Annotated in this window: 17 protein-coding genes; 1 reads left to right on the top strand and 16 read right to left on the bottom strand. The window is 56.5% G+C overall.

The features are described 5' to 3' along the window. Positions 1-25 precede the first annotated feature (25 nt). From AUC60_RS26185 to AUC60_RS26135, 11 genes are all read right to left on the bottom strand, one after another. Entirely contained in the window at positions 26-892 is an 867-nt protein-coding gene (locus tag AUC60_RS26185) for an ABC transporter permease (protein ID WP_087274315.1), read from the bottom strand. 149 nt (positions 893-1,041) lie between these two features. Continuing rightward, positions 1,042-1,920 carry an ABC transporter ATP-binding protein gene (locus AUC60_RS26180; protein WP_238599647.1) on the bottom strand — a complete coding sequence of 293 codons (879 nt, stop codon included), beginning with the start codon at positions 1,918-1,920 and terminating at the stop codon, positions 1,042-1,044. Positions 1,921-1,935: 15 nt separating this feature from the next. Beyond that, entirely contained in the window at positions 1,936-2,832 is an 897-nt protein-coding gene (locus AUC60_RS26175; RefSeq protein WP_087274313.1) for a TauD/TfdA dioxygenase family protein, read from the bottom strand. A 317-nt stretch (positions 2,833-3,149) separates the two neighbouring features. Continuing rightward, a complete protein-coding gene (locus AUC60_RS26170; RefSeq protein WP_087274311.1) occupies positions 3,150-3,932 on the bottom strand; it encodes a MetQ/NlpA family ABC transporter substrate-binding protein in 783 nt (260 codons plus the stop codon). 181 nt (positions 3,933-4,113) lie between these two features. Next, the gene (locus AUC60_RS26165; protein WP_087274309.1) at positions 4,114-5,322 is read right to left on the bottom strand and encodes an RHS repeat-associated core domain-containing protein; all 1,209 of its coding nucleotides are present in this window, start codon (positions 5,320-5,322) and stop codon (positions 4,114-4,116) included. Continuing rightward, positions 5,319-8,567 carry an RHS repeat domain-containing protein gene (locus tag AUC60_RS26160; protein WP_158099160.1) on the bottom strand — a complete coding sequence of 1,083 codons (3,249 nt, stop codon included), beginning with the start codon at positions 8,565-8,567 and terminating at the stop codon, positions 5,319-5,321. The genes AUC60_RS26165 and AUC60_RS26160 overlap by 4 nt, the downstream gene beginning before the upstream one ends. 360 nt (positions 8,568-8,927) lie before the next feature. Then, on the bottom strand, positions 8,928-9,917 hold the full coding sequence (locus AUC60_RS26155; protein ID WP_087274305.1) for a hypothetical protein: 990 nt from the start codon (positions 9,915-9,917) through the stop codon (positions 8,928-8,930). Positions 9,918-10,294: 377 nt separating this feature from the next. Further along, positions 10,295-11,245, bottom strand: coding sequence for a sigma 54-interacting transcriptional regulator (locus tag AUC60_RS26150; protein ID WP_087274303.1), 951 nt, complete (start codon positions 11,243-11,245; stop codon positions 10,295-10,297). A gap of 94 nt (positions 11,246-11,339) precedes the next feature. Continuing rightward, on the bottom strand, positions 11,340-11,921 hold the full coding sequence (locus AUC60_RS26145; protein ID WP_087274326.1) for an alpha/beta hydrolase: 582 nt from the start codon (positions 11,919-11,921) through the stop codon (positions 11,340-11,342). 321 nt (positions 11,922-12,242) lie between these two features. After that, entirely contained in the window at positions 12,243-12,923 is a 681-nt protein-coding gene (locus AUC60_RS26140; protein ID WP_087274301.1) for a response regulator, read from the bottom strand. 24 nt (positions 12,924-12,947) lie between these two features. Continuing rightward, positions 12,948-13,658, bottom strand: a complete 711-nt coding sequence (locus AUC60_RS26135; RefSeq protein WP_087274299.1) for a Crp/Fnr family transcriptional regulator — start codon at positions 13,656-13,658, stop codon at positions 12,948-12,950. Positions 13,659-13,741: 83 nt separating this feature from the next. Between AUC60_RS26135 and AUC60_RS26130 the strand changes: the two genes are divergently transcribed. Next, positions 13,742-14,266 (top strand): Mpo1 family 2-hydroxy fatty acid dioxygenase, encoded by a 525-nt coding sequence (locus AUC60_RS26130; protein ID WP_087274297.1) that lies wholly within the window; start codon positions 13,742-13,744, stop codon positions 14,264-14,266. Between the two features lie 162 nt (positions 14,267-14,428). Here AUC60_RS26130 and AUC60_RS26125 read toward each other — a convergent pair whose 3' ends face one another. From AUC60_RS26125 to oscA, 5 genes are all read right to left on the bottom strand, one after another. Continuing rightward, positions 14,429-15,415 (bottom strand): sulfate/molybdate ABC transporter ATP-binding protein, encoded by a 987-nt coding sequence (locus AUC60_RS26125; protein ID WP_087274295.1) that lies wholly within the window; start codon positions 15,413-15,415, stop codon positions 14,429-14,431. 3 nt (positions 15,416-15,418) lie between these two features. Further along, a complete protein-coding gene (gene cysW, locus AUC60_RS26120; protein ID WP_087274293.1) occupies positions 15,419-16,291 on the bottom strand; it encodes a sulfate ABC transporter permease subunit CysW in 873 nt (290 codons plus the stop codon). Between the two features lie 13 nt (positions 16,292-16,304). Then, on the bottom strand, positions 16,305-17,126 hold the full coding sequence (gene cysT, locus AUC60_RS26115) for a sulfate ABC transporter permease subunit CysT (protein WP_087274291.1): 822 nt from the start codon (positions 17,124-17,126) through the stop codon (positions 16,305-16,307). A 168-nt stretch (positions 17,127-17,294) separates the two neighbouring features. Next, on the bottom strand, positions 17,295-18,302 hold the full coding sequence (locus AUC60_RS26110) for a sulfate ABC transporter substrate-binding protein (protein WP_087274289.1): 1,008 nt from the start codon (positions 18,300-18,302) through the stop codon (positions 17,295-17,297). A gap of 148 nt (positions 18,303-18,450) precedes the next feature. Further along, positions 18,451-18,633 (bottom strand): sulfur starvation response protein OscA, encoded by a 183-nt coding sequence (gene oscA, locus AUC60_RS26105; RefSeq protein WP_003170956.1) that lies wholly within the window; start codon positions 18,631-18,633, stop codon positions 18,451-18,453. Between the last annotated feature and the right edge of the window lie 76 nt (positions 18,634-18,709).

Raw genomic sequence — 18,709 nt, 5'->3', positions numbered from 1 at the left:
CAAGGTTTGAGTGTTTTCAGTTAAATCAGCGCTGCATACCCCAGCGCTTGACGGTCAGGCGTTCGATGTTGGCAAACAGCAGGTTTTCCACCAGCAGGCCGATCAGGATGACCGCGGCCAGGCCAGCAAAAACTTTGTCGGTGTACAGCTCATTGCGGTTCTGGAAGATGTACCAGCCCAGGCCGCCTTTACCTGAAGACGCGCCAAATACCAGCTCCGCCGCGATCAGGGTCCGCCAGGCGAATGCCCAACCAATTTTCAGACCGGCCAGAATCGACGGCAGCGCCGCCGGAATCAGGATGTGCCAGACAAAGCGCAAGCCTTTGAGGCCGTAGTTGCGACCGGCCATGCGCTGGGTTTCCGAAACGCCGAGAAAGCCCGCGTAGGTATTGAGCGCCAACGCCCACAGCACCGAGTGCACCAACACAAAAATCAGGCTGTTCTGCCCCAGGCCAAACCACAGCAGCGCCAGTGGCAGCAGCGCAATGGCAGGCAGCGGGTTGAACATCGCGGTCAATGTGCCGAGCAAGTCACGGCCTAGTTGGGTAGACACCGCAAGCGTGGTCAGGGCAAAGGCCAGGACGATACCGATCACGTAGCCCTGGATCAGCACGGTCAGGGAAATCCAGACCTTGTTGATCAGTTCACCCGACAGGATGCCGTCATAAAACGCAGCAGCGGTTTGCAGGAAGCTGGGCAGCAACAGGTCGTTGTTCTGAATCCGCGCGGCAACTTCCCAGAGCACGGCCAGCACGATCAGGATCACGGTTTTACGCACCCAGCTCACTTGCCAGATGCGTTGCGCCAGCGGGATGTCACGGGCCAGGTCTTCCTGAGTGAAAGGCTCCAGCGTGACTTCGTATTCTTCACGAATTGGGGGGGAAAGGCTCATGGTGTGACTCTCTTGGTATCTGTTGACGCTGTTCCCTTGTGGGAGCCGGGCTTGCCCGCGATAAGGTCCACGCGATCCAAAGTAAACCGCGTCCAGCCTTATCGCGGGCAAGCCCGGCTCCCACAAGGACCAGCACCAGCAAGCAGAAATTAATAAGCGATCCGGATGTCCTGGAAGTTCAGCTCGCGGTCAACCGCTTGCTCTTCGCCTTCGTCAAACAGCAGCCGGTGAATGCGCTGGGCGGTGTGCTGGAAGCCGACGCCGCCGAGGCTTTTCAGGTCGTATTGATGGCTGTTGATTTCAGCCCGCACGCGGCCCGGATGCGGCGACAACAGCAAGATGCGGTTACCGACCACCAGCGCCTCTTCAATCGAGTGCGTCACAAACAGCAGCGTGAAGCGCACTTCTTCCCACAGTTCCAGCAGCTCTTCCTGCATCTTGCGACGGGTCAGGGCATCCAGCGCAGCGAAGGGTTCATCCATGAGCAGGATTTTCGGTTGCATCGCCAAGGCACGGGCAATCGCCACGCGGGCTTTCATGCCGCCTGACAAAGTGTGCGGGTAGGCATCGGCAAAGGCGCTCAACCCGACTTTCGCCAGGTAGTAATGCGCACGCTCCAATGCTTCCTTGCGCTTCAAGGTGCGCGAGGCCAGCAGCGGGAAAATCACGTTTTCAATCACGGTTTTCCAGGGCGGCAGCTGGTCGAACTCCTGGAACACCACGATGCGGTCCGGGCCTGGCTCATGAACTTCAGCGCCAGCCAGACGAATCTGCCCTTCGCTGGGTTTGATGAAACCCGCCACAGCCTTGAGCAAGGTGGATTTGCCGCACCCCGAAGGGCCAAGCAATACGAAGCGATCAGCCGGATCAACTTCAAAGCTGACTTGATGAGTCGCCCGCACCACGCGCTCGGGCGTGCGGTATTCCAGGCTTACGTTCTGGACTTGCAGCAGGGCTTCAGCAGCGGGCTGGTCGACCTGTTGCGCAATCGAGTTTGCGCTAGCCGTGTGGCTTTGCAGAACAGTCATTAAAAGCTCCCGGTATTAAAACGGCGCATCGCCCTGGATGGTGGTGCGGTGCAGGCGGCGACGCAGATGGTCAGGAGTGCCGCCTGCCAGGTGGATCAGCGAGCGGTTATCCCAGAAGACCATGTCGTTGGGCGCCCATTTGTGGCGATAGACCCCTTCAGGACGCACGCTGTGGGCGTACAGCTCGTTGAGAATCTGCTGACTCTCGTCTTCCGGCAGACCGACGATATGCGTGGTGAAGCCTTCGCTGACGAACAGCGCCTTGCGGCCGTTTTCCGGGTGCGTACGCACGACCGGATGGCTGACCACAACGACTTGTGCCAACTGCTCAGCGGTAAGGGTTGGGCGCCAGTTTTGAGCGTTGTGCCCGTCGCGATAGCGCGAGGTGTAGCTGTGCACGGCAGAACGGCCTTCAACAGCTTTGCGCAGATGCTCAGGCAGGGTGTCCCAGGCCAGGTGCATGTCGGCGAACAGGGTGTCACCGCCTTCGCTCGGCAGTTCTTGCGCGTAGAGCATCGAGCCCAGGCTTGGCAGTTCTTTGTAGGAAAGATCCGAGTGCCAGTACTTGCCCGCATCGCCAAGGCCCAAGGGCTGACCGTTTTCCACGATGTTGGAAACGATGAGGATTTCCGGGTGGTTGGCCAGCAGGAATTGCTTGAGGACGTGGATCTGCAGCACGCCAAAACGACGGCTGAAGTCGATCTGCTGTTGTGGGGTGATCTGCTGATCGCGGAACACAACGACGTGATAATCCAGGTGCGCGCGGTGTACGCGGGCGAAGTCAGCGTCATTCAGCGGTCGGGACAGGTCCAGCCCAACGATTTCCGCGCCGACTTTCTCGGCGAACGGGCGCACCTCGAACTGTTGAGGTTCGGCGTGAACAGGTGATGACGCGAGGGACGCTGCTGACATGACTCAGACTCCAGAAGACTGGTGGTAATGAGCCATGACTTTATAGGTATAAGAATCGAAATTTAAATATCGTTATTGCATATGGATAGTTCTGATTGAGCTAGGGGTATTTGAGACGCCGGGTTTGGCGCCAATCCCTGTGGGAGCGAGGCTTGCCCGCGATAAGGCTGAACGCGGTAGACCTGATATCTGCGGTGCCCTTATCGCGGGCAAGCCTCGCTCCCACAGAGATTTGTGCCCGGCGCGATAACCCACACACAAAAACGCCGACGCTGTTGCCAGCCTCGGCGTTGGGTATTACGTGTTCAGCTCAGCAATCAGAACGCAGGCAGTACCGCACCGTCGTACTTCTTGTTGATGAAGTTTTTTACTTTCTGGCTGGTCAGGGCCTTGGACAGTTTCTCGATAGCGTCGGTGTGAGCGTTATCGGAGCGGGTCACCAGGAAGTTAACGTAAGGCGAATCGGCACCTTCGATGATCAGCGCGTCTTTCTGCGGGTTCAGCTTGGCTTCCAGCGCGTAGTTGGTGTTGATCAGCGCAAGGTCAACCTGGCCCAGAGCGCGTGGCAGTACAGCCGATTCCAGCTCGCGGAACTTGAATTTCTTCGGATTGGTGGCGATGTCTTTCGGGGTCGCCAGTGCGTCGGTCGGGTTTTTCAGGGTGATCAGGCCATTCTTCTGCAACAGCAGCAGAGCACGACCGGCATTGCTGCCTTCGTTAGGGATGGCGATGGTTGCGCCTTCTGGCAGGTCAGCGATTTTCTTGAACTTGCTGGAGTAGCCACCGAACGGTTCAACGTGTACGCCAACACCGGTCACCAGCGTTGCGCCTTTACCTTTGTTGAAGCCATCCAGGTAAGGCTTGGTCTGGAAGTAGTTGGCGTCCAGACGCTTTTCATTCAGTTGCACGTTTGGCTGCACGTAGTCGGTGAAAACCTTGATTTCCAGATCCACGCCTTCTTTAGCCAGATCAGGCTTGATCAACTCCAGGATTTCCGCGTGAGGAACTGGCGTAGCACCAACGACCAGTTTCTCGGCTGCTTGAGCCACGCTTACCGAAAATACGGCCGCCAGAGCGGTCAACAGCAATGTCTTTTTCATGCAATGTCCTTAGAGAAAATCGAGGTCGATGTATACGACAGCTCTTCAATGAGTTGCCCCCGGCTGCGAGTGCAGTCGGGGGCGTGGAGCGGACATTACCGGCTTTATTTATTCCAATACAATACTTTTTTAGCAATTACTTATGCTTTTTTAGAAGGTCGATAGTGGAGCGAACCGACTGTTAAAAGTCCCTGATATCCTGCGCCAAAGTTTGATCGCCCCTGAGAAAGTCGCCCGGTTTGAAGTTGCTCTGCCCCAAGCCCTCTGCGCCGCCCTGCGCATCGCCGCGCACAAAGGCGTCGAGTGTTGAAGGAGCATCGTCAGGCTGGCCGTCAGCGGGCGGGTTGAAGAAAGGAACGACGAACTTATCGGTGTAGTAGGCAGCCTTGGCTGGATAAGTAGCATATTTGACGTACTGCAAAATCTTCTCCGCCTTGGCCAGCCGATTCTGAAGTGCGACGGTATTTCTTGCTCCGTTGCCGAGCTTTGCCACACCACTGAGGCTTTTCAGGGCCTGCCCGTTGGACACCCGGACCGCGCCCTGACGCGTTACCGAAACAGGTCCGGCGTTGAAGAACCCGGACGCCGCACGGGATCCACGAGAGGCAGCATGCTTGGCGGCGTAGGGAGAAGCCACGGATAACACCGCTAACCCCAGACTGAGCTGGCCTAAAATCGATCCCGCCTCAGAGTCAGGCGCCAACTCCTCCGCCAATTCACTCGCGATACTCAGCGCTTCGCTGGCGACGCCGACGACCGCCGCGAAAATCAGCGGCCCCGTGAGCGGCACTCCCGACCCCAGTGTGATGACAGTGATGGCAATGGCTGCGGCAGAAAGCGCAATGCTTAAGATCGATTTCCACGAAAAGTGCCCGGTGGGGTCGCTCATGTTTATCGGGTCGCCCAGGCAATAGGCGTAAGGGTTTACCCCACCCGAATCAAATGGGCTGAGGCTGTCGGGGCTGTGAAAGCGCATCAATGCCGGGTTGTAGGCACGATAGCCATTACCAAGCAAATAGCAGCCCGTGACCGGATCAGGTTGCTCGCCGTTAAATCCCGGCAGGCTTTGCAGACCGCTTTCTACAGTATGGCCGCCATAGGGGGTGTAAACGCTGGCGTGGATGTGATCGCCGGTGACCGACTGCACAACACTGCCTTGAGAGTCGCAGCCCAACAAGCTAGTCGCCAGGGTATCGCCGGACCGGCTGGACTGAGCCAATACCTGCCCGCCCGCCTCCATCACGCTGTGGTGTAGCGCCCCCTGAAACTGCGCGGCAATGCGGCCATCGGTGTACACACGGGTACTGGCAGGCTCGCCTGCGGGTTCGATGCCGATCAGACGATCAAGGGCGTCGTAGCGATAACTGATCAATATACTTTGCGGGTTCATGATTGAGCCTCCGCGACCGAGGCCAGTCGGCCCAAACCGTCGTAATTCAGGCGTCGGCCGCGCTCGTCGTTGAGCTGATTGCCGTCCTGGTCATAAGAAAATCCAGCGTCTTGCTCCGCATAGTCCGGATGACTGTGGCGGACACGACTCAGTTGGGTTTTGTCGAAATTGTCGTATGCATAAGTGGCGAGATCTTCACCGCCAACAAATACCGTTTTCAGCTGGCGGATGTTGTCCAGCGCATCAAAAACGTAGTCCTGACGGAGGATCGATTTGCCCGCCGAATCCACCGGCAAGTGCTCGCCGGCGCACTGGAATCGCTGCAGGCGGCCGCGCAGGTCATAGGTGAACTGTTCGTCGCGCAATACCGCACTACCGCGGCGAAGCACGCGCCTGATCAGTTTGTCGTTACTGTCGAACTGCTGAGAAAGTTCTTCCGGCACATTGGCGTCGACGGTCAACAGGCGACGCACCTCACGGCCAAAGTCGTCGTATTCCATCTGCGTGGTGAGCTGACGACCTGTTTGGGCATCGACGGTAACGATTTTGCTGACGCGTCCGAACGGGTCATAGGCGTAGTCCGCCTTGATCGTCCCCTGCTCCACCTGCGCGACTCGACACAGCGGGTCATAGCGGGTGATCCGGGTAGCGCCGGTCGCATCCACAGAGCGCAAAGGCAAACCATTGAGTGAGGTTCGCTGCGTAGCCTCCCGTGTAGAACTCCCCTGCGTGACCTGCTCGTTACTTAACTTGCCCGACGGGAGATAACGAAGCCGTTGCTGACAGGCCGGGCTTGCAGCCTGAATCAGTCTGGCGTGGGTGCTGTCGTAGCGGAAACTGGCAGATAACGTGCTATCGCTCGCAACATGGCGCTCGGTCATCTGATTGTTCAGCGCCGGGTCGTACTGGTAAGAAATCAGCTTGCCGCTGGCCGTAACATGGGTCGCAGGATTTGGCTGCGCCCCCTCGTAGCTGAAAGTCTCAGTACGCCCGCCAACGGTGATGCTCGAGACACGCAGCAGACCATCGTAAGTACGCTGACCGGCCAGATAGTCGTCGACCCAGATATGCGTCGCCAGGTCTTCGGTACTGTGTTTGACGTACGCCTTCTTGATGCGCGTGCCGTCCGGCAACAGGGTCATTGTCAGGCGATCAGCAAAATCATAGGTATACCGCGTGGTACGCCCCAGTGGATCTACCTGTTGAACGCACCGGCCCAGGCCGTCGTAAACGTATCGAGTAACGCCGTAGGAAACGCCTTTCCGGTCAAAACGTTCAACCGATTCGTTCTTGCCGAACACGTTTTTGGTGATGACGGTGCGACCCGCCTCATCGGCGCCTTGAGTCTGAACGAGCGTGACCGGGTCATAACGGTCGTGGGTGACCATCCCGTCCGGGCCAATCGTTGCGATGCGGCTGCCCCAGTCGTCGTACGCATATCGAGTCATGAGCGGGAAAGGCTTGCCGTCGAGCCAGTCAGTACTCATCTCTTCAGCCAACTGCCCAAGCCCGTCGTACCGAGCGCGATAAATAGTTCGCATGGGTTGTCCCGCACCGTCGACATCCTGCATCTCAACAACAAGTTTGCGACTCAATCCATCCAGCCGGGTAACCGTTTCAGCACCATTAGGTGCAATCGTGCGCATCGCTACTTCATCAGCCAGCGTGTTGGCCAGCTCGTAGCTGTGAACTCTAGTGGCCTGGTCCGCAGTCCGCGGAGCGAGTATTTCCTGAGCCTTACGCCCTAGCCGGTCATGAGTCGTTTCCACGGTGACGCCCAACTGTTCAACGAACTTTACCTGCGCCCCTGTTAGCTTGTTCTGCCAGTGAGACTGGGTACTTCGGGTGCCATCCCTGGCGATCAGAGTGGTATGGGTGCACACGGCGTTATCACGCACCTCATAGCGATGGTTCAGAACAGTATCAATGCCCTCTACTGTCTCGACCCTTTGCCTCACTCGGCCGAAGAACATGCTTTTGGGATCGTTCTCGTACTGCCGCGCGATTGTGATGATCGGCACCGACTGCCCGCCTTGCAGAACCGACTCTTGAGCAAGGGCCAGAAAATGCCCACGCTCGGCACTCGCCGAAGGTAGCTCGGTGTAGCGGTATTGCGTGATCAAGGTGGGTGCGGGTGCACGATCCGGTGCGGGTATGAGTGTCTTGCGCTTGAGCCAGCGCACCCCGCCGAATGCATCTGCCGGGCAGCCATCAGAAGCGCCTGGCGGGTAGTACTCGAAGACTTCTGTAATACCGGCAGGCGAGACTTTCTTGAGGATATTGCCGAAATCGTCGTACTCGGTGGAGGTCGTCTCCTCGCGACTAACCTCAGGTTTCGCAGCATCAGACCAGGACACCTGAACCGCGGCTGGTAGCTGAAAGTTACCGGGCTGATCCTCGAATCTCAAACCCGGCTTTTCATGATATCGCGTGCGCCTGCGCACTGTTTTGCCGTTCTGGATGACCGTTTCTTCAACCTGGAGGTGAAAGCGGTTGTAAACACGTTTGGTACTGCGCATCACGCGTGCAGCAGATCCGGCCCCGACCATCAGGTCCTCGAAAACTTCATACTCATAGCTGCCCGCCGCCCGATACAGGTTATCGCCGTCATCACGCCATGAAACACTGGAGCCATTGCCTAAGTAGTTGCGGTTCGAGTAACGATAAGTTCGGGTTATGGGCGCCTGGTTGGAGCGCGGGAGGGTGACGTGCGACGCAACCGCAGGCAGCGCCTTGACAGGCGCCCCCAAGGGCAGAGTCAACGCCGAAGCCCGGTAGGCCACTTGCTCAACAGCCCCTGTTGGTAACTCCAGTCTGGAAATCAAACGCAGACCGTTCACGCTTTGATAGCTGAAACGCCACGATGCCAGCTTGCCATTTTCCAGCGACAAGGTGATTTTAGTCAGCTCGTTATTCTGGATCAGCAGGCCGAAAACCAGCTTGTCAGCCGGACTGTCAGGCCATAGCGTAATACTCGAAACTCTTGTCGAGCCATTAACAATATCAAGGGTCATCAGCGCCTGACTTTCGTCCCGGATTTCACGCAGCAAACGCTGCCCTGCGACGACTCGATACGACAAGTGGACGACCCGACCTTCGGGTGAATAAATTCTGGAAACGACCCACTCGTCCCAATTCAGGGCAGGGTTAGTCAGTACCTCAACAACTCCCGACTTGTGCTCGATGATCAACTCGTCGCCCGAGCGGCTGGTTTTTATATCCCGGACTTTCTTGTCAGCGATCACGAACCGATCGGGAGCTGTATTGGCGATATGTGTTGCACCGGTCGACAGGCTGAGTTGGCGAGTTTTTCCATGATAGCGTGACAGCGGTATAGACCAGCCCGCTCCCAACCCCGTAGAACTTAGGTTGAGGCCGTTAAACCCCATCGTTATAGGAAGTGATGGCCCACTTAACACATTTGCCAATAATGTTGATAGGGATAGATTACAACTGTATGTCCCGGTTCTGGGGTCAACACCGGCGCTGACGAAACTTGCAAAATTATAAGCATTGGAGTGAAAACTGTTCATATGCATTACCGCTCCACAGGGAAGCCGTTTAAGGAACCGCGCCCGGAGACCAGGCGCGACTCTATCAATTGACTAAACCAGTTCAATGTCACCGGTTCGCTGGTTATTTTTGAACCGCACGTTCAATTGATGCACATTTCCATATTCATCAGTTGCCCTCAGAGAGGTGTTTAGCACCGCCGTTCGACCAAGAAGTTGAGTAAAATAATTATTAGGCCGAGCCTGAACATAGGTTTTGGTAAGTAAAATCTGTCCAGGTCGTGGGTCCCATTTCAGTTCAGGGTCGACATACGTCAAAGGAAAAAGATAATTAATGTTTTTTTGCCCTGGCTTGACATAGCCAACCATGGTCGCGGCCTCATTCGTCCAACCGGGACCAATGTCGCCATGCAAGCCTCCCGGGGAACACGTGATGTCGCGGAACTCAAGACTGGGGTTTTCATTTAATCCAAATCGAAAATAAGACAGATGCCCTACACCGAACTGCCCCTTGCTACCATCAAGATAACGCTGAGGAACGATGACGACTTCTTCCAGATAGTAGTCAGCGGGACGGTAAGACTTGGGGCGGACAGGGGACAATAGCAGCGCCCCACCTGCCATATTGCGGGAGTAGAACACGGTGCCATCGTCACGAGTAATCCGAGCGCTCACGGTGAACGGGGTGACATCTACAGTACGCAAGTAAAAATCGATGTACGCCTCATCAGAACTTTGTGCTCGCGCCACCTCTTGCTCGGTTGACAGCGTACGAGCTCCCGACGACGGGAAGTAGCTGTAGCCGCCATTATTCTGTACGGACCAGTCCCATTTTCCTTTCGCGGGATTCAGTGGCGAACTAGACCAGGTATCGTGGTAGGTCAGTTCCGCGTTGCCGTGAAAATTCACCAGCGTAATACTGCGCCTTTCCTTCTCCGTCAGCACCGCGGGCTCCCCATTAATATCAATGACCTTAATTGTCATTCTTACCCGAATAGACTGACGCCCATTTGCGTACACATTATTATTTCCAGTTGCACTTTCAAGCGCAAATATTTCAGGTGCATTCCAATGACCAGTCATAAAAATCCTTTTATAGGCCTCATACAAGAAGCCTCAACAATTATTAGATACCTAAGCAATAACTTAAGCAGAGATTACATAAGAAGCAGACTGCGACTGTGAGTGCCGAACAGTGAAACTAACTTCTTGCACTCAGACTGATTTAAATATTTTTTATTGTCTAGCGCACGCAATAAAAAGTAATGAACAGTGCTGTAAATGCGCCATAAACTACAACTTCAAGACCCAATAATCAGCAACTCGCAAGGGATAAAGAGTCAGGCACTGTAAGACCAATCCCTCTGTAGTGCAGGATTAAAGCAGGTGCTTTTTTGTCCACAAAAAAAAGCGCCGCATCCTTGGTAAAGATGCGGCGTCGTAAAACCGGGGTAGCTGCGCTAGCGTGTAGCGCTTTCCAGCCTGGAATTGACCGTTTCTAGCAGCCGCTGCACTGCAAAGAGTTGCTCAACCTTTGCACCAACAAGAAGTTTTCCTACAAGGAGCTCCAGTTGCACAAATGGATCCGTCTTTGCGGGTAAGTTCAGATGCTCCGGCAATACCTCATCGCCGCTGCTGACCAGCAACGCGAAGTGGATAACGTTTTCCAGTTCACGCGTATTGCCTGGCCAGTCATGGGCTTCCAGGATTGCTTGCGCAGCATCACTGATCAACGGCACGGCGAGGTCCAGACGCTGGCTGTAGATACCGAGAAAGTATTCGGCCAGCGGCAGGATGTTCCCGGGTTGCTCGCGCAATGGCGGCAAGTCCAGATGGCCTTCGCTGAGGTAATGGAACAAGCGCTCGTGGAATTTACCGGCCGCAACGGCCTGGCCCAGATCAATGCTGGTGGCAGCTACCAACCGCACATCGACCGGGCTGGGTTGATGTGCGCCAACACGGGTGACTTCGTGATTTTCCAGGGCGGCGAGTAACTTGATTTGGATCGGCAACGGCAGGTCGCCAATCTCATCCAGATACAGGGTGCCGCCATTGGCTGAGCCGAACCAACCGGCGCGGCTGCTGGCGGAACCGCTATGAGCACCGGCGGCATAACCAAACAGCTCGGCATCGGCATAGGTCGGGCTGATCGCGCCGCAATTGACCGACACGAACAGCCCGGTGCGATCGCTGCCACGGTGGATGTGCCGCGCCAGTAACTCTTTACCGGTGCCCGACTCGCCACGTATCAACACCGGCAGCGCACGAGGTGCCAGTTGCTCCATTTCTTTACGTAACTGGCGCGAACGCGGATCGATGAATACCAATGCCTTGGCACGAATGCTAAGCGGGCTTTTTTCTGCGTCGGGGAAGGTCAACAAAGGCTGACCGAAGGGTTCATTCAGGCTCATGGCAAACTCCCGCCTGAGCCCTTGCGACGGCTCAAACGTTAAAAAATCAAATAGGGCGAGGAAGCAAGCGCGATAGGTTTCGCGCTGCATAAGTTCATGCGCGACGCCGCGCGTGTTGTTCCATTCGGCTCTGCAGGCGGTACAGGTAGGCGAAACCTTGCTCCCAGCGGCGATGACCTGACTTGACGTTGATGTGCCCGGCCTCGCTGAGAATGCCGGTTTCGGCCCCCCAATCGCGAGCCATCTCAAGCGCCCGCTGGGTGCTGACCGCCGCATCGTTATCCGAGGTGACGATCTGAGTAGGGAATGGCAGCAGATCCTTGGGGATCGGCGCGAAGTTGCGCAGAGCTGGCGAGCAGTTAGGCCGCTCGACATCAGCCGGCGCGACCAGCAGCGCCCCCTGAACCTGACGCAGCGATTCCAGCGGAGCCAGCCGTGCCCAATGCGCAACGGTGATGCACCCCAGGCTGTGAGCAATCAGGATCACGGGCGTGCTGTCTGCCGCGATACTGCGCTGCAACTCGCCGACCCAGTCTTCACGACGCGGTTTGAGCCAGTCGGCCTGTTCGACGCGAGCACTGTTTGGCAGGCTGTTCTGCCAGTGGGTTTGCCAATGCTCATCGCCCGACCCCTGCCAGCCTGGCACGATCAAATAGCGGATCGACTCGTTATGCATGGGGTCAGCCTCCTGCATGGGTGCATTCATTGAGCGCAGTATAAGGAGCTGATATATATTCGTTAAGGAATAAGAAGCTATCAAGAAATAGCTAAAAAGAATATATAGAACAAAAAAAGGGGTTGTCCCCTGCCTAAGGAACAACCCCGATAAAGACTGCTGTGTTAATGCCCGCCTTCCAGAGGGCATGAGTGAAGATACTCAAGATTTGTTACAGATAGACGAACTCGCCTCATTTGGATGAGCTGCCACGGTATTCATGACACCGCGCTATCTCGCGTCAAAAGACGGCTCGTGCGCTCCTACAGGTTCGCGGTGCCTTCACCGCAAATCAAACGCTTCATCGTCCAGCAACGCCAGTTGATAGCCGTCATCGCCCACCGGGTGAATCAGCTTGGGCAGGTAGCGCTCGTCGATTTTGGAGCGTAGGCGCTGGATGGCGACGGTTACAGGCCGAGGGTCGTCATCGAAAATCTCTGCCGCGATTTGCTTGCGGGACAAGACTTCCCCCTGACGGCTCGCGAGCAGCTGCAACAAGGCAAACTCCCTTTCGCCCATGGAAATCCGCTGGCCGCCACGGCTGACGCGCTGGAGCGCCATGTCGATTTCCAGATCAGCGATGCTGATGCTGGCGGCGTCGCCAGTCGGGCCGCGACGCAGCAACTTGCGCACACGGGCCAACAGCTCTTCGTAACTGAAGGGTTTAAGCAGGTAATCATCGACACCCAGCTCCAGACCACGAAGACGATCTTCGATGGCATCCGGAGCGGTCAGGAACAGTACCGGCGTAGCGCCGCGCTGGCGGATCAGTTGCAATAATTGCCAGCCATTGAGGCCGGGCAACATCACATCGAGGATGATCAGGTCGTAGTGTTGCTCTTCGACGAAATGGCGACCGTCCAGGCCATTGAGCGCCACGTCCAGGGTAAAGCCCGATTCGGCAAAGCCTTCGGCCAGTTCCTTTGCCGTCCCGGCATCGTATTCCACTAACAGCAGCCGCATGGCTCACCTCGATTGTTCAGGCGCTCAGCATAACGACTTGGCGCGCAGGGCGTTGGCCGCTTTGCGCAATTTGACCACATCGAAGATTTCCACCTGCTCGTCGCCCAAGCGCAGGATCTTGCGCTGCTGCATGTCCTGCAATACGTCGAGCAACTCTGGCGGCGATATGGCTGCGGTGCGTTGCGCATCGATTTCAGTAAAACTCATCAAGCGCCGCGCATGGCTAAGATGCCCATAACCTTCTGCGAGCATCAACAACCGCCAAGCCACCCGGGCTTTGACCGGCAGCGTTCTGATCCGCTCTGGACGCAGCAAGTTGATCCCCATTTTCTGGCTAAGCAAGTCAGCGAACGGACGCCAGTGGGCAGGATTTTGATCAAGCAGTTCAGTGAGCACCGGCTGTGAGACATGGAGAAAAATGCTCTGCTCCATGGAGTAGACATCGAACCTGCGGGGCATTCCGTCGAACAGCGAGACCTCACCAAACCAGTAAGGCGTGCGGACATGCTCAAGACGGGGCGCCAGACGTTGCTCGGCTGGGCCGCCAATGCGCACCGAGCCTTCCAACAGCGCATACAGACCACAGGGTGCATCGCCCTTTTCGAACAAGAATTTACCCGGTGTCTTGCGCGTCTGGCGAGCGGCGTCCAGCAAGCTATCCTGCAAGGCGGCGGGCAGATGACCAAACCAAGGGTCGTTCATCAGACGCGAGCGCCATCCAGCTCCATTTGTCATGTATTGCTCCCTGTTATTGCTGATCACATCGCGTAAAAGACGAAACCGTAGCAGAATCGTTTATCGCTCAAAGAGGAATAATAATGAAAACCCTCACCGATCATCTCAGTCAATACGCGGCCTACCACCGCGATTCGCGGAATATCGCGACACACTTTGTAGGAATTCCACTGATCGTCGTAGCCGTGACAGTACTCCTATCCCGCCCTGGCTGGATGGTCAGCGGCTTATGGCTGTCCCCGGCAGCCGTTGTCGCGGCCGCATCAGTGATCTTCTATTTACGGCTTGATCGGCAATTCGGCGTGTTGATGGGCGTGCTGCTGGGTCTGTGCCTGTGGGCAGGCGCACTCCTCGCGCAGCAAGCGACCATGGTCTGGCTTAGCGCCGGTGTGGCTTTGTTTGTGGTGGGCTGGGTCATCCAGTTCGTCGGGCACTATTACGAAGGCCGCAAGCCGGCGTTCATCGATGACATCAGCGGGCTGATCATCGGGCCATTGTTTGTGGTGGCTGAACTGGCGTTTCTGGCAGGTATTCGCAAGCCGTTGCAGCATGCGATTGAAGAAAGAGTCGGCCCGGTGCGCAAGCGGGATTTGAAGCAGGCGGTGTGAAGGCCTCACAAAACATCTGCATACGACCGACGTGGGACCGGCTTTAGCCGGGAAAGCGGTATTTCTGACGAGGCCTTTTCAGCGCCTGTTCCTACCTCTTCCCGGCTAAAGCCGGTCCCACGACATCGTGTCGATATTTGCGATTGATATCCTCACCAACCTCTAGATATTCGCAACCTTCTGCCAAACCTTCGGCTTGAAGTACAGCGTTTCACCACGCGCCAGACCGGTCAGGCTGTCGTGGTCTTTCACCACTTCAGCTTCGATCAGTTCGCTCTGCCCTTCGACTTTCAGAGTAATCCGGGTGGTCGCGCCCAGCGGACGGATATCGCGCACTTCAGCAGCGTGGTGGTCTTCCAGCTCGGAGCGTGACAGCGACACTTCGTGCGGACGGAACAGCACATGCTCTTCTCCCACATGCAGGCGGTTCGAGTCGCCCAGGAAGTGATAAACAAAATCGCTGGCCGGGTTTTCGTACACTTCGCCCGGCGAGCCGATCTGCTCGATCACACCTTTGTTCATGACCACGATACGGTCGGCCACTTCCATGGCTTCTTCCTGATCGTGCGTCACGAAAACCGAGGTCAGGTTGATGTCTTCATGCAGACGCGCCAACCAGCGACGCAGCTCTTTACGGACCTTGGCATCCAGCGCACCAAACGGCTCGTCGAGCAGCAATACCTTAGGCTCTACCGCCAGCGCGCGAGCCAGCGCAATCCGCTGACGCTGACCACCGGACAATTGCTCCGGATAACGATCAGCCAACCAGTCCAGCTGGACCATGTTCAGCAGCTCGTGAACCTTGACTGCGATCTGGCTTTCATTCGGACGCTGATTCTTGGGCTTCATGCGCAGGCCGAATGCGACGTTGTCGAACACGGTCATGTGGCGGAACAGCGCGTAGTGCTGGAATACAAAACCGACGTTGCGATCACGCACGTCGTGGCCGGAAACGTCTTCCCCATGGAAAACGATGCTGCCCGCATCGGGTGTTTCCAGGCCGGCAATAATCCGCAGCAAGGTAGTCTTGCCACAGCCGGACGGGCCTAACAACGCCACCAGCTCGCCACTCTGGATGTCCAGATTGATGCTGTTCAGGGCCTTGAAGGCATTGAAGTTCTTGCTGACATTACGGACTTCGATCGACATGAATTATTCCTCCGCCGCACTTTGGCGCAGACGGTTAATGCGCGCTTCGCTCCACTGCTTGAGCAGCAGGATAAACAGCGCAAGGATCAGCAACAGGCTCGCCACGGCAAAGGCTGCAACGTGGTTGTACTCGTTGTAGAGAATTTCGACGTGCAGCGGCAGGGTATTGGTGACGCCGCGAATGTGCCCGGAGACTACCGACACCGCACCGAACTCACCCATGGCCCGGGCGGTACAGAGCACCACGCCGTAGATCAGGCCCCACTTGATGTTCGGCACGGTCACATGCCAGAACATTTGCCAGCCATTGGCGCCGAGCAGACGTGCCGCCTCTTCTTCCTGAGTGCCCTGCTCCTGCATCAACGGGATCAGTTCACGGGCCACGAAAGGCACGGTAACGAAGATGGTCGCCAGAATGATGCCCGGCAAGGCAAACACAATCTGGATGTCATGATCCTGCAGCCATGGGCCGAAGAAGCCTTGAGCACCGAACATCAACACGTAGACCAGACCGGCGATGACCGGTGAGACCGAGAACGGCAGGTCGATCAATGTCACCAGAATACTTTTGCCACGGAACGAGTATTTGCTCACGCACCAGGCAGCACTGACACCGAAGATCAGATTGAGCGGGACCGAAATGACGACCGCGATCACCGTCAGCTTGAGTGCTGACAGCGCGTCGGGTTCGAGGATTGCCGTGAAGAACGCGCCGAGGCCGTTTTTCAATCCTTGGGACACCACGATAAACAGCGGCAAGCCCAGGAACAGCAGAAACACCAGCCAGCACAGGATGATCAGAATCCGGCGCGACACCGCGCTGCCACGACGGGCGGCGTTGGCAGAGGCGGCGGCTGAAACAGATGAATGGGACATGTTCTGCGCCTCCTCAGGATGGGGTTTCGATGCGCCGCTGCAGCAAGTTGATCAGCAGCAACAAAATGAAGGAAACCACCAGCATCATTACGCCAATCGCCGTAGCGCCGGTGTAATCGTACTGATCGAGCTTGACCATGATCAGCAGGGGCAGGATCTCGGTTTTCATCGGCATGTTACCGGCAATGAAAATCACCGAACCGTACTCGCCCACACCTCGAGCAAACGCCAATGCAAAACCGGTCAGCCAGGCAGGCAGCAGTGCCGGCACGAGGATGTGACGGAACACTTGCAATGGACGCGCACCCAGGCAAGCAGCCGCTTCTTCGACTTCACGGGGGATATCGGCCAGCACTGGCTGCACCGTACGCACCACAAAGGGCAGCGTGACGAAGGTCAGTGCAAGGGTGATACCCAATGGGGTGTAGGCGATCTTGAAGCCCAGGTCGGTAGCGAATTGCCCGACCAGACCGTTTGGCGCATACAGCGCAGTCAAGGCAATACCGGCTACTGCGGTAGGCAGGGCAAACGGCAGGTCGATCATTGCATCAATGATCTTGCGGCCCGGGAAGGTGTAACGCACCAGCACCCAGGCCAGCAAAACACCGATCACGCCATTGATGACTGCGGCGTAAAACGCCGTGCTGAAGCTCAGTTTCAGAGCCGCCAGCACACGCGGTGCAGTGATGATTGTCCAGAACTGATCCCAGGTGAGCTGCGCGGCATGGATAAACATGGCCGCCAGCGGAATTAACACAATCAGGCTGAGGTACACCACGGTGTAACCCAGCGTCAGCCCGAAGCCGGGTATGACGGGGGAGATGCGTCGTGACATAAAAGTCCTTGGTTAACACACGGAACCCGCAAACGAGTGCGGGTCCTGAAATTAAATCTACTTCTCCACTGTAGGAGCGCATGGACGTTACGACGCCCGCGATGGCGGTGTGTCAGACAGACCGCCATCGCTGCCTCGCGTTGCTCGTAAGCTCCTACAGGTTATGTGTTACTGCGCCTGGTAAATCTGGTCGAAAATGCCGCCGTCATTGAAGAACTTAGGCTGCGCAGTTTTCCAGCCGCCGAAGTCTTTGTCGATAGTCAGCAGGTCCAGTTTCGGGAACTGTTTTTCGTACTTGGCAGCGACTTCAGCGTTACGTGGACGGTAGAAGTTCTTCGCTGCGATTTCCTGGCCTTCCTTGCTGTACAGGTGCTTCAGGTATTCAGTCGCAATTTCGGTGTTGCCTTTCTTCTCGGCGTTTTTGTCGACAACGGCGACAGGAGGCTCAGCCAGGATCGACAGCGAAGGCACGACGATGTCGAACTTGTCCGCGCCGCCGTCTTCTTTCAGTGCCAGGAACGCTTCGTTTTCCCACGCCAGCAACACATCGCCCTGACCGTTGTTAACGAACGTAATGGTCGAACCGCGAGCGCCGGTATCCAGAACCGGGACGTGCTTGAACAGCTCTTTCACGTATTCGTTGGCTTTGGCTTCGCTGCCGCCGGTTTTCAGGCCATAGCCGTAGGCTGCCAGGAAGTTCCAGCGAGCGCCGCCGGAGGTTTTCGGGTTAGGTGTGATAACAGAAACGTCTTTCTTGATCAGGTCGCCCCAGTCCTTGATGCCTTTCGGGTTGCCTTTACGCACCAGGAAAACAATGGTGGAGGTGTAAGGCGTGCTCGCATCCGGCAGACGGGTCTGCCAGTTCTCCGGCAGGGTTTTGCCAAGCTTGGCGATTTCATCGATGTCACCCGCCAGCGCCAGCGTCACCACGTCAGCACGCAGGCCATCGATTACCGAGCGGCCCTGCTTACCGGAACCACCGTGGGACTGTTTGATTTCAACCTTGTCGTCCGGATGGGACTTTTTCCAGAAGTTGATGAACTCAGCGTTGTATTCCTGATACAGCTCACGAGTCGGGTCGTACGAGACGTTCAACAGCTCGTAATCCTTTGCAACTGCAGAACCGGCAAACACGGCACTGGCGAGTGCGGCCAGCGCATAACGGCGTATGGACATGGGTCAAGCTCCTGGAAAATCCGGTGGTGTTGTTGGCTTTTTCTAATTTTATTGATTGTAGGAGCGCGCTTGCCCACGATGAACGTTAACGCGGTTTGCCTGACATACCGCGTCGCCTCAATCGCGGGCAAGCGCGCTCCTACAGGGTTCAGCTCGGTTTGTTACCCGGGTTCTGCAAACGAAATTTTTCTTTGCGTTCGATCTGGACGACCTGTGCGTTGTGCACGGTGATTTCAACAGCACCAAAACGCAGGTCGCGCAGCGCACTCTGAATTTCACGCAGAATCGCTGCTTCGTCCTGGCCGTCAACGCTACGCAGAGATGCGCTCATGATCGTACTCCTTGATATTGATTGGCCTGCAAAACCGACTTGCGTGGATCTGCTTGTGGCGTGGAGGCAATCTTAG

Source organism: Pseudomonas caspiana (assembly GCF_002158995.1).
Taxonomy (GTDB): domain Bacteria; phylum Pseudomonadota; class Gammaproteobacteria; order Pseudomonadales; family Pseudomonadaceae; genus Aquipseudomonas; species Aquipseudomonas caspiana.
The sequence above is the reverse complement of the archived record's forward strand: the minus strand, read 5'-3'. Positions and strand labels throughout refer to the sequence as shown.

What these genes read in the sequence shown, in the direction of transcription:
- AUC60_RS26180 (WP_238599647.1), bottom strand. Translation starts at nt 1,920, where the DNA reads ATGACTGTTCTGCAAAGCCACACGGCTAGCGCAAACTCGATTGCGCAA.
- AUC60_RS26135 (WP_087274299.1), bottom strand. Translation starts at nt 13,658, where the DNA reads ATGACAAATGGAGCTGGATGGCGCTCGCGTCTGATGAACGACCCTTGG.
- AUC60_RS26110 (WP_087274289.1), bottom strand. Translation starts at nt 18,302, where the DNA reads ATGTCCATACGCCGTTATGCGCTGGCCGCACTCGCCAGTGCCGTGTTT.
- AUC60_RS26185 (WP_087274315.1), bottom strand. Translation starts at nt 892, where the DNA reads ATGAGCCTTTCCCCCCCAATTCGTGAAGAATACGAAGTCACGCTGGAG.
- AUC60_RS26165 (WP_087274309.1), bottom strand. Translation starts at nt 5,322, where the DNA reads ATGAACCCGCAAAGTATATTGATCAGTTATCGCTACGACGCCCTTGAT.
- AUC60_RS26150 (WP_087274303.1), bottom strand. Translation starts at nt 11,245, where the DNA reads ATGAGCCTGAATGAACCCTTCGGTCAGCCTTTGTTGACCTTCCCCGAC.
- cysW (WP_087274293.1), bottom strand. Translation starts at nt 16,291, where the DNA reads ATGTCCCATTCATCTGTTTCAGCCGCCGCCTCTGCCAACGCCGCCCGT.
- AUC60_RS26175 (WP_087274313.1), bottom strand. Translation starts at nt 2,832, where the DNA reads ATGTCAGCAGCGTCCCTCGCGTCATCACCTGTTCACGCCGAACCTCAA.
- AUC60_RS26125 (WP_087274295.1), bottom strand. Translation starts at nt 15,415, where the DNA reads ATGTCGATCGAAGTCCGTAATGTCAGCAAGAACTTCAATGCCTTCAAG.
- AUC60_RS26145 (WP_087274326.1), bottom strand. Translation starts at nt 11,921, where the DNA reads ATGCATAACGAGTCGATCCGCTATTTGATCGTGCCAGGCTGGCAGGGG.
- AUC60_RS26130 (WP_087274297.1), top strand. Translation starts at nt 13,742, where the DNA reads ATGAAAACCCTCACCGATCATCTCAGTCAATACGCGGCCTACCACCGC.
- AUC60_RS26155 (WP_087274305.1), bottom strand. Translation starts at nt 9,917, where the DNA reads ATGACTGGTCATTGGAATGCACCTGAAATATTTGCGCTTGAAAGTGCA.
- cysT (WP_087274291.1), bottom strand. Translation starts at nt 17,126, where the DNA reads ATGTCACGACGCATCTCCCCCGTCATACCCGGCTTCGGGCTGACGCTG.
- oscA (WP_003170956.1), bottom strand. Translation starts at nt 18,633, where the DNA reads ATGAGCGCATCTCTGCGTAGCGTTGACGGCCAGGACGAAGCAGCGATT.
- AUC60_RS26170 (WP_087274311.1), bottom strand. Translation starts at nt 3,932, where the DNA reads ATGAAAAAGACATTGCTGTTGACCGCTCTGGCGGCCGTATTTTCGGTA.
- AUC60_RS26140 (WP_087274301.1), bottom strand. Translation starts at nt 12,923, where the DNA reads ATGCGGCTGCTGTTAGTGGAATACGATGCCGGGACGGCAAAGGAACTG.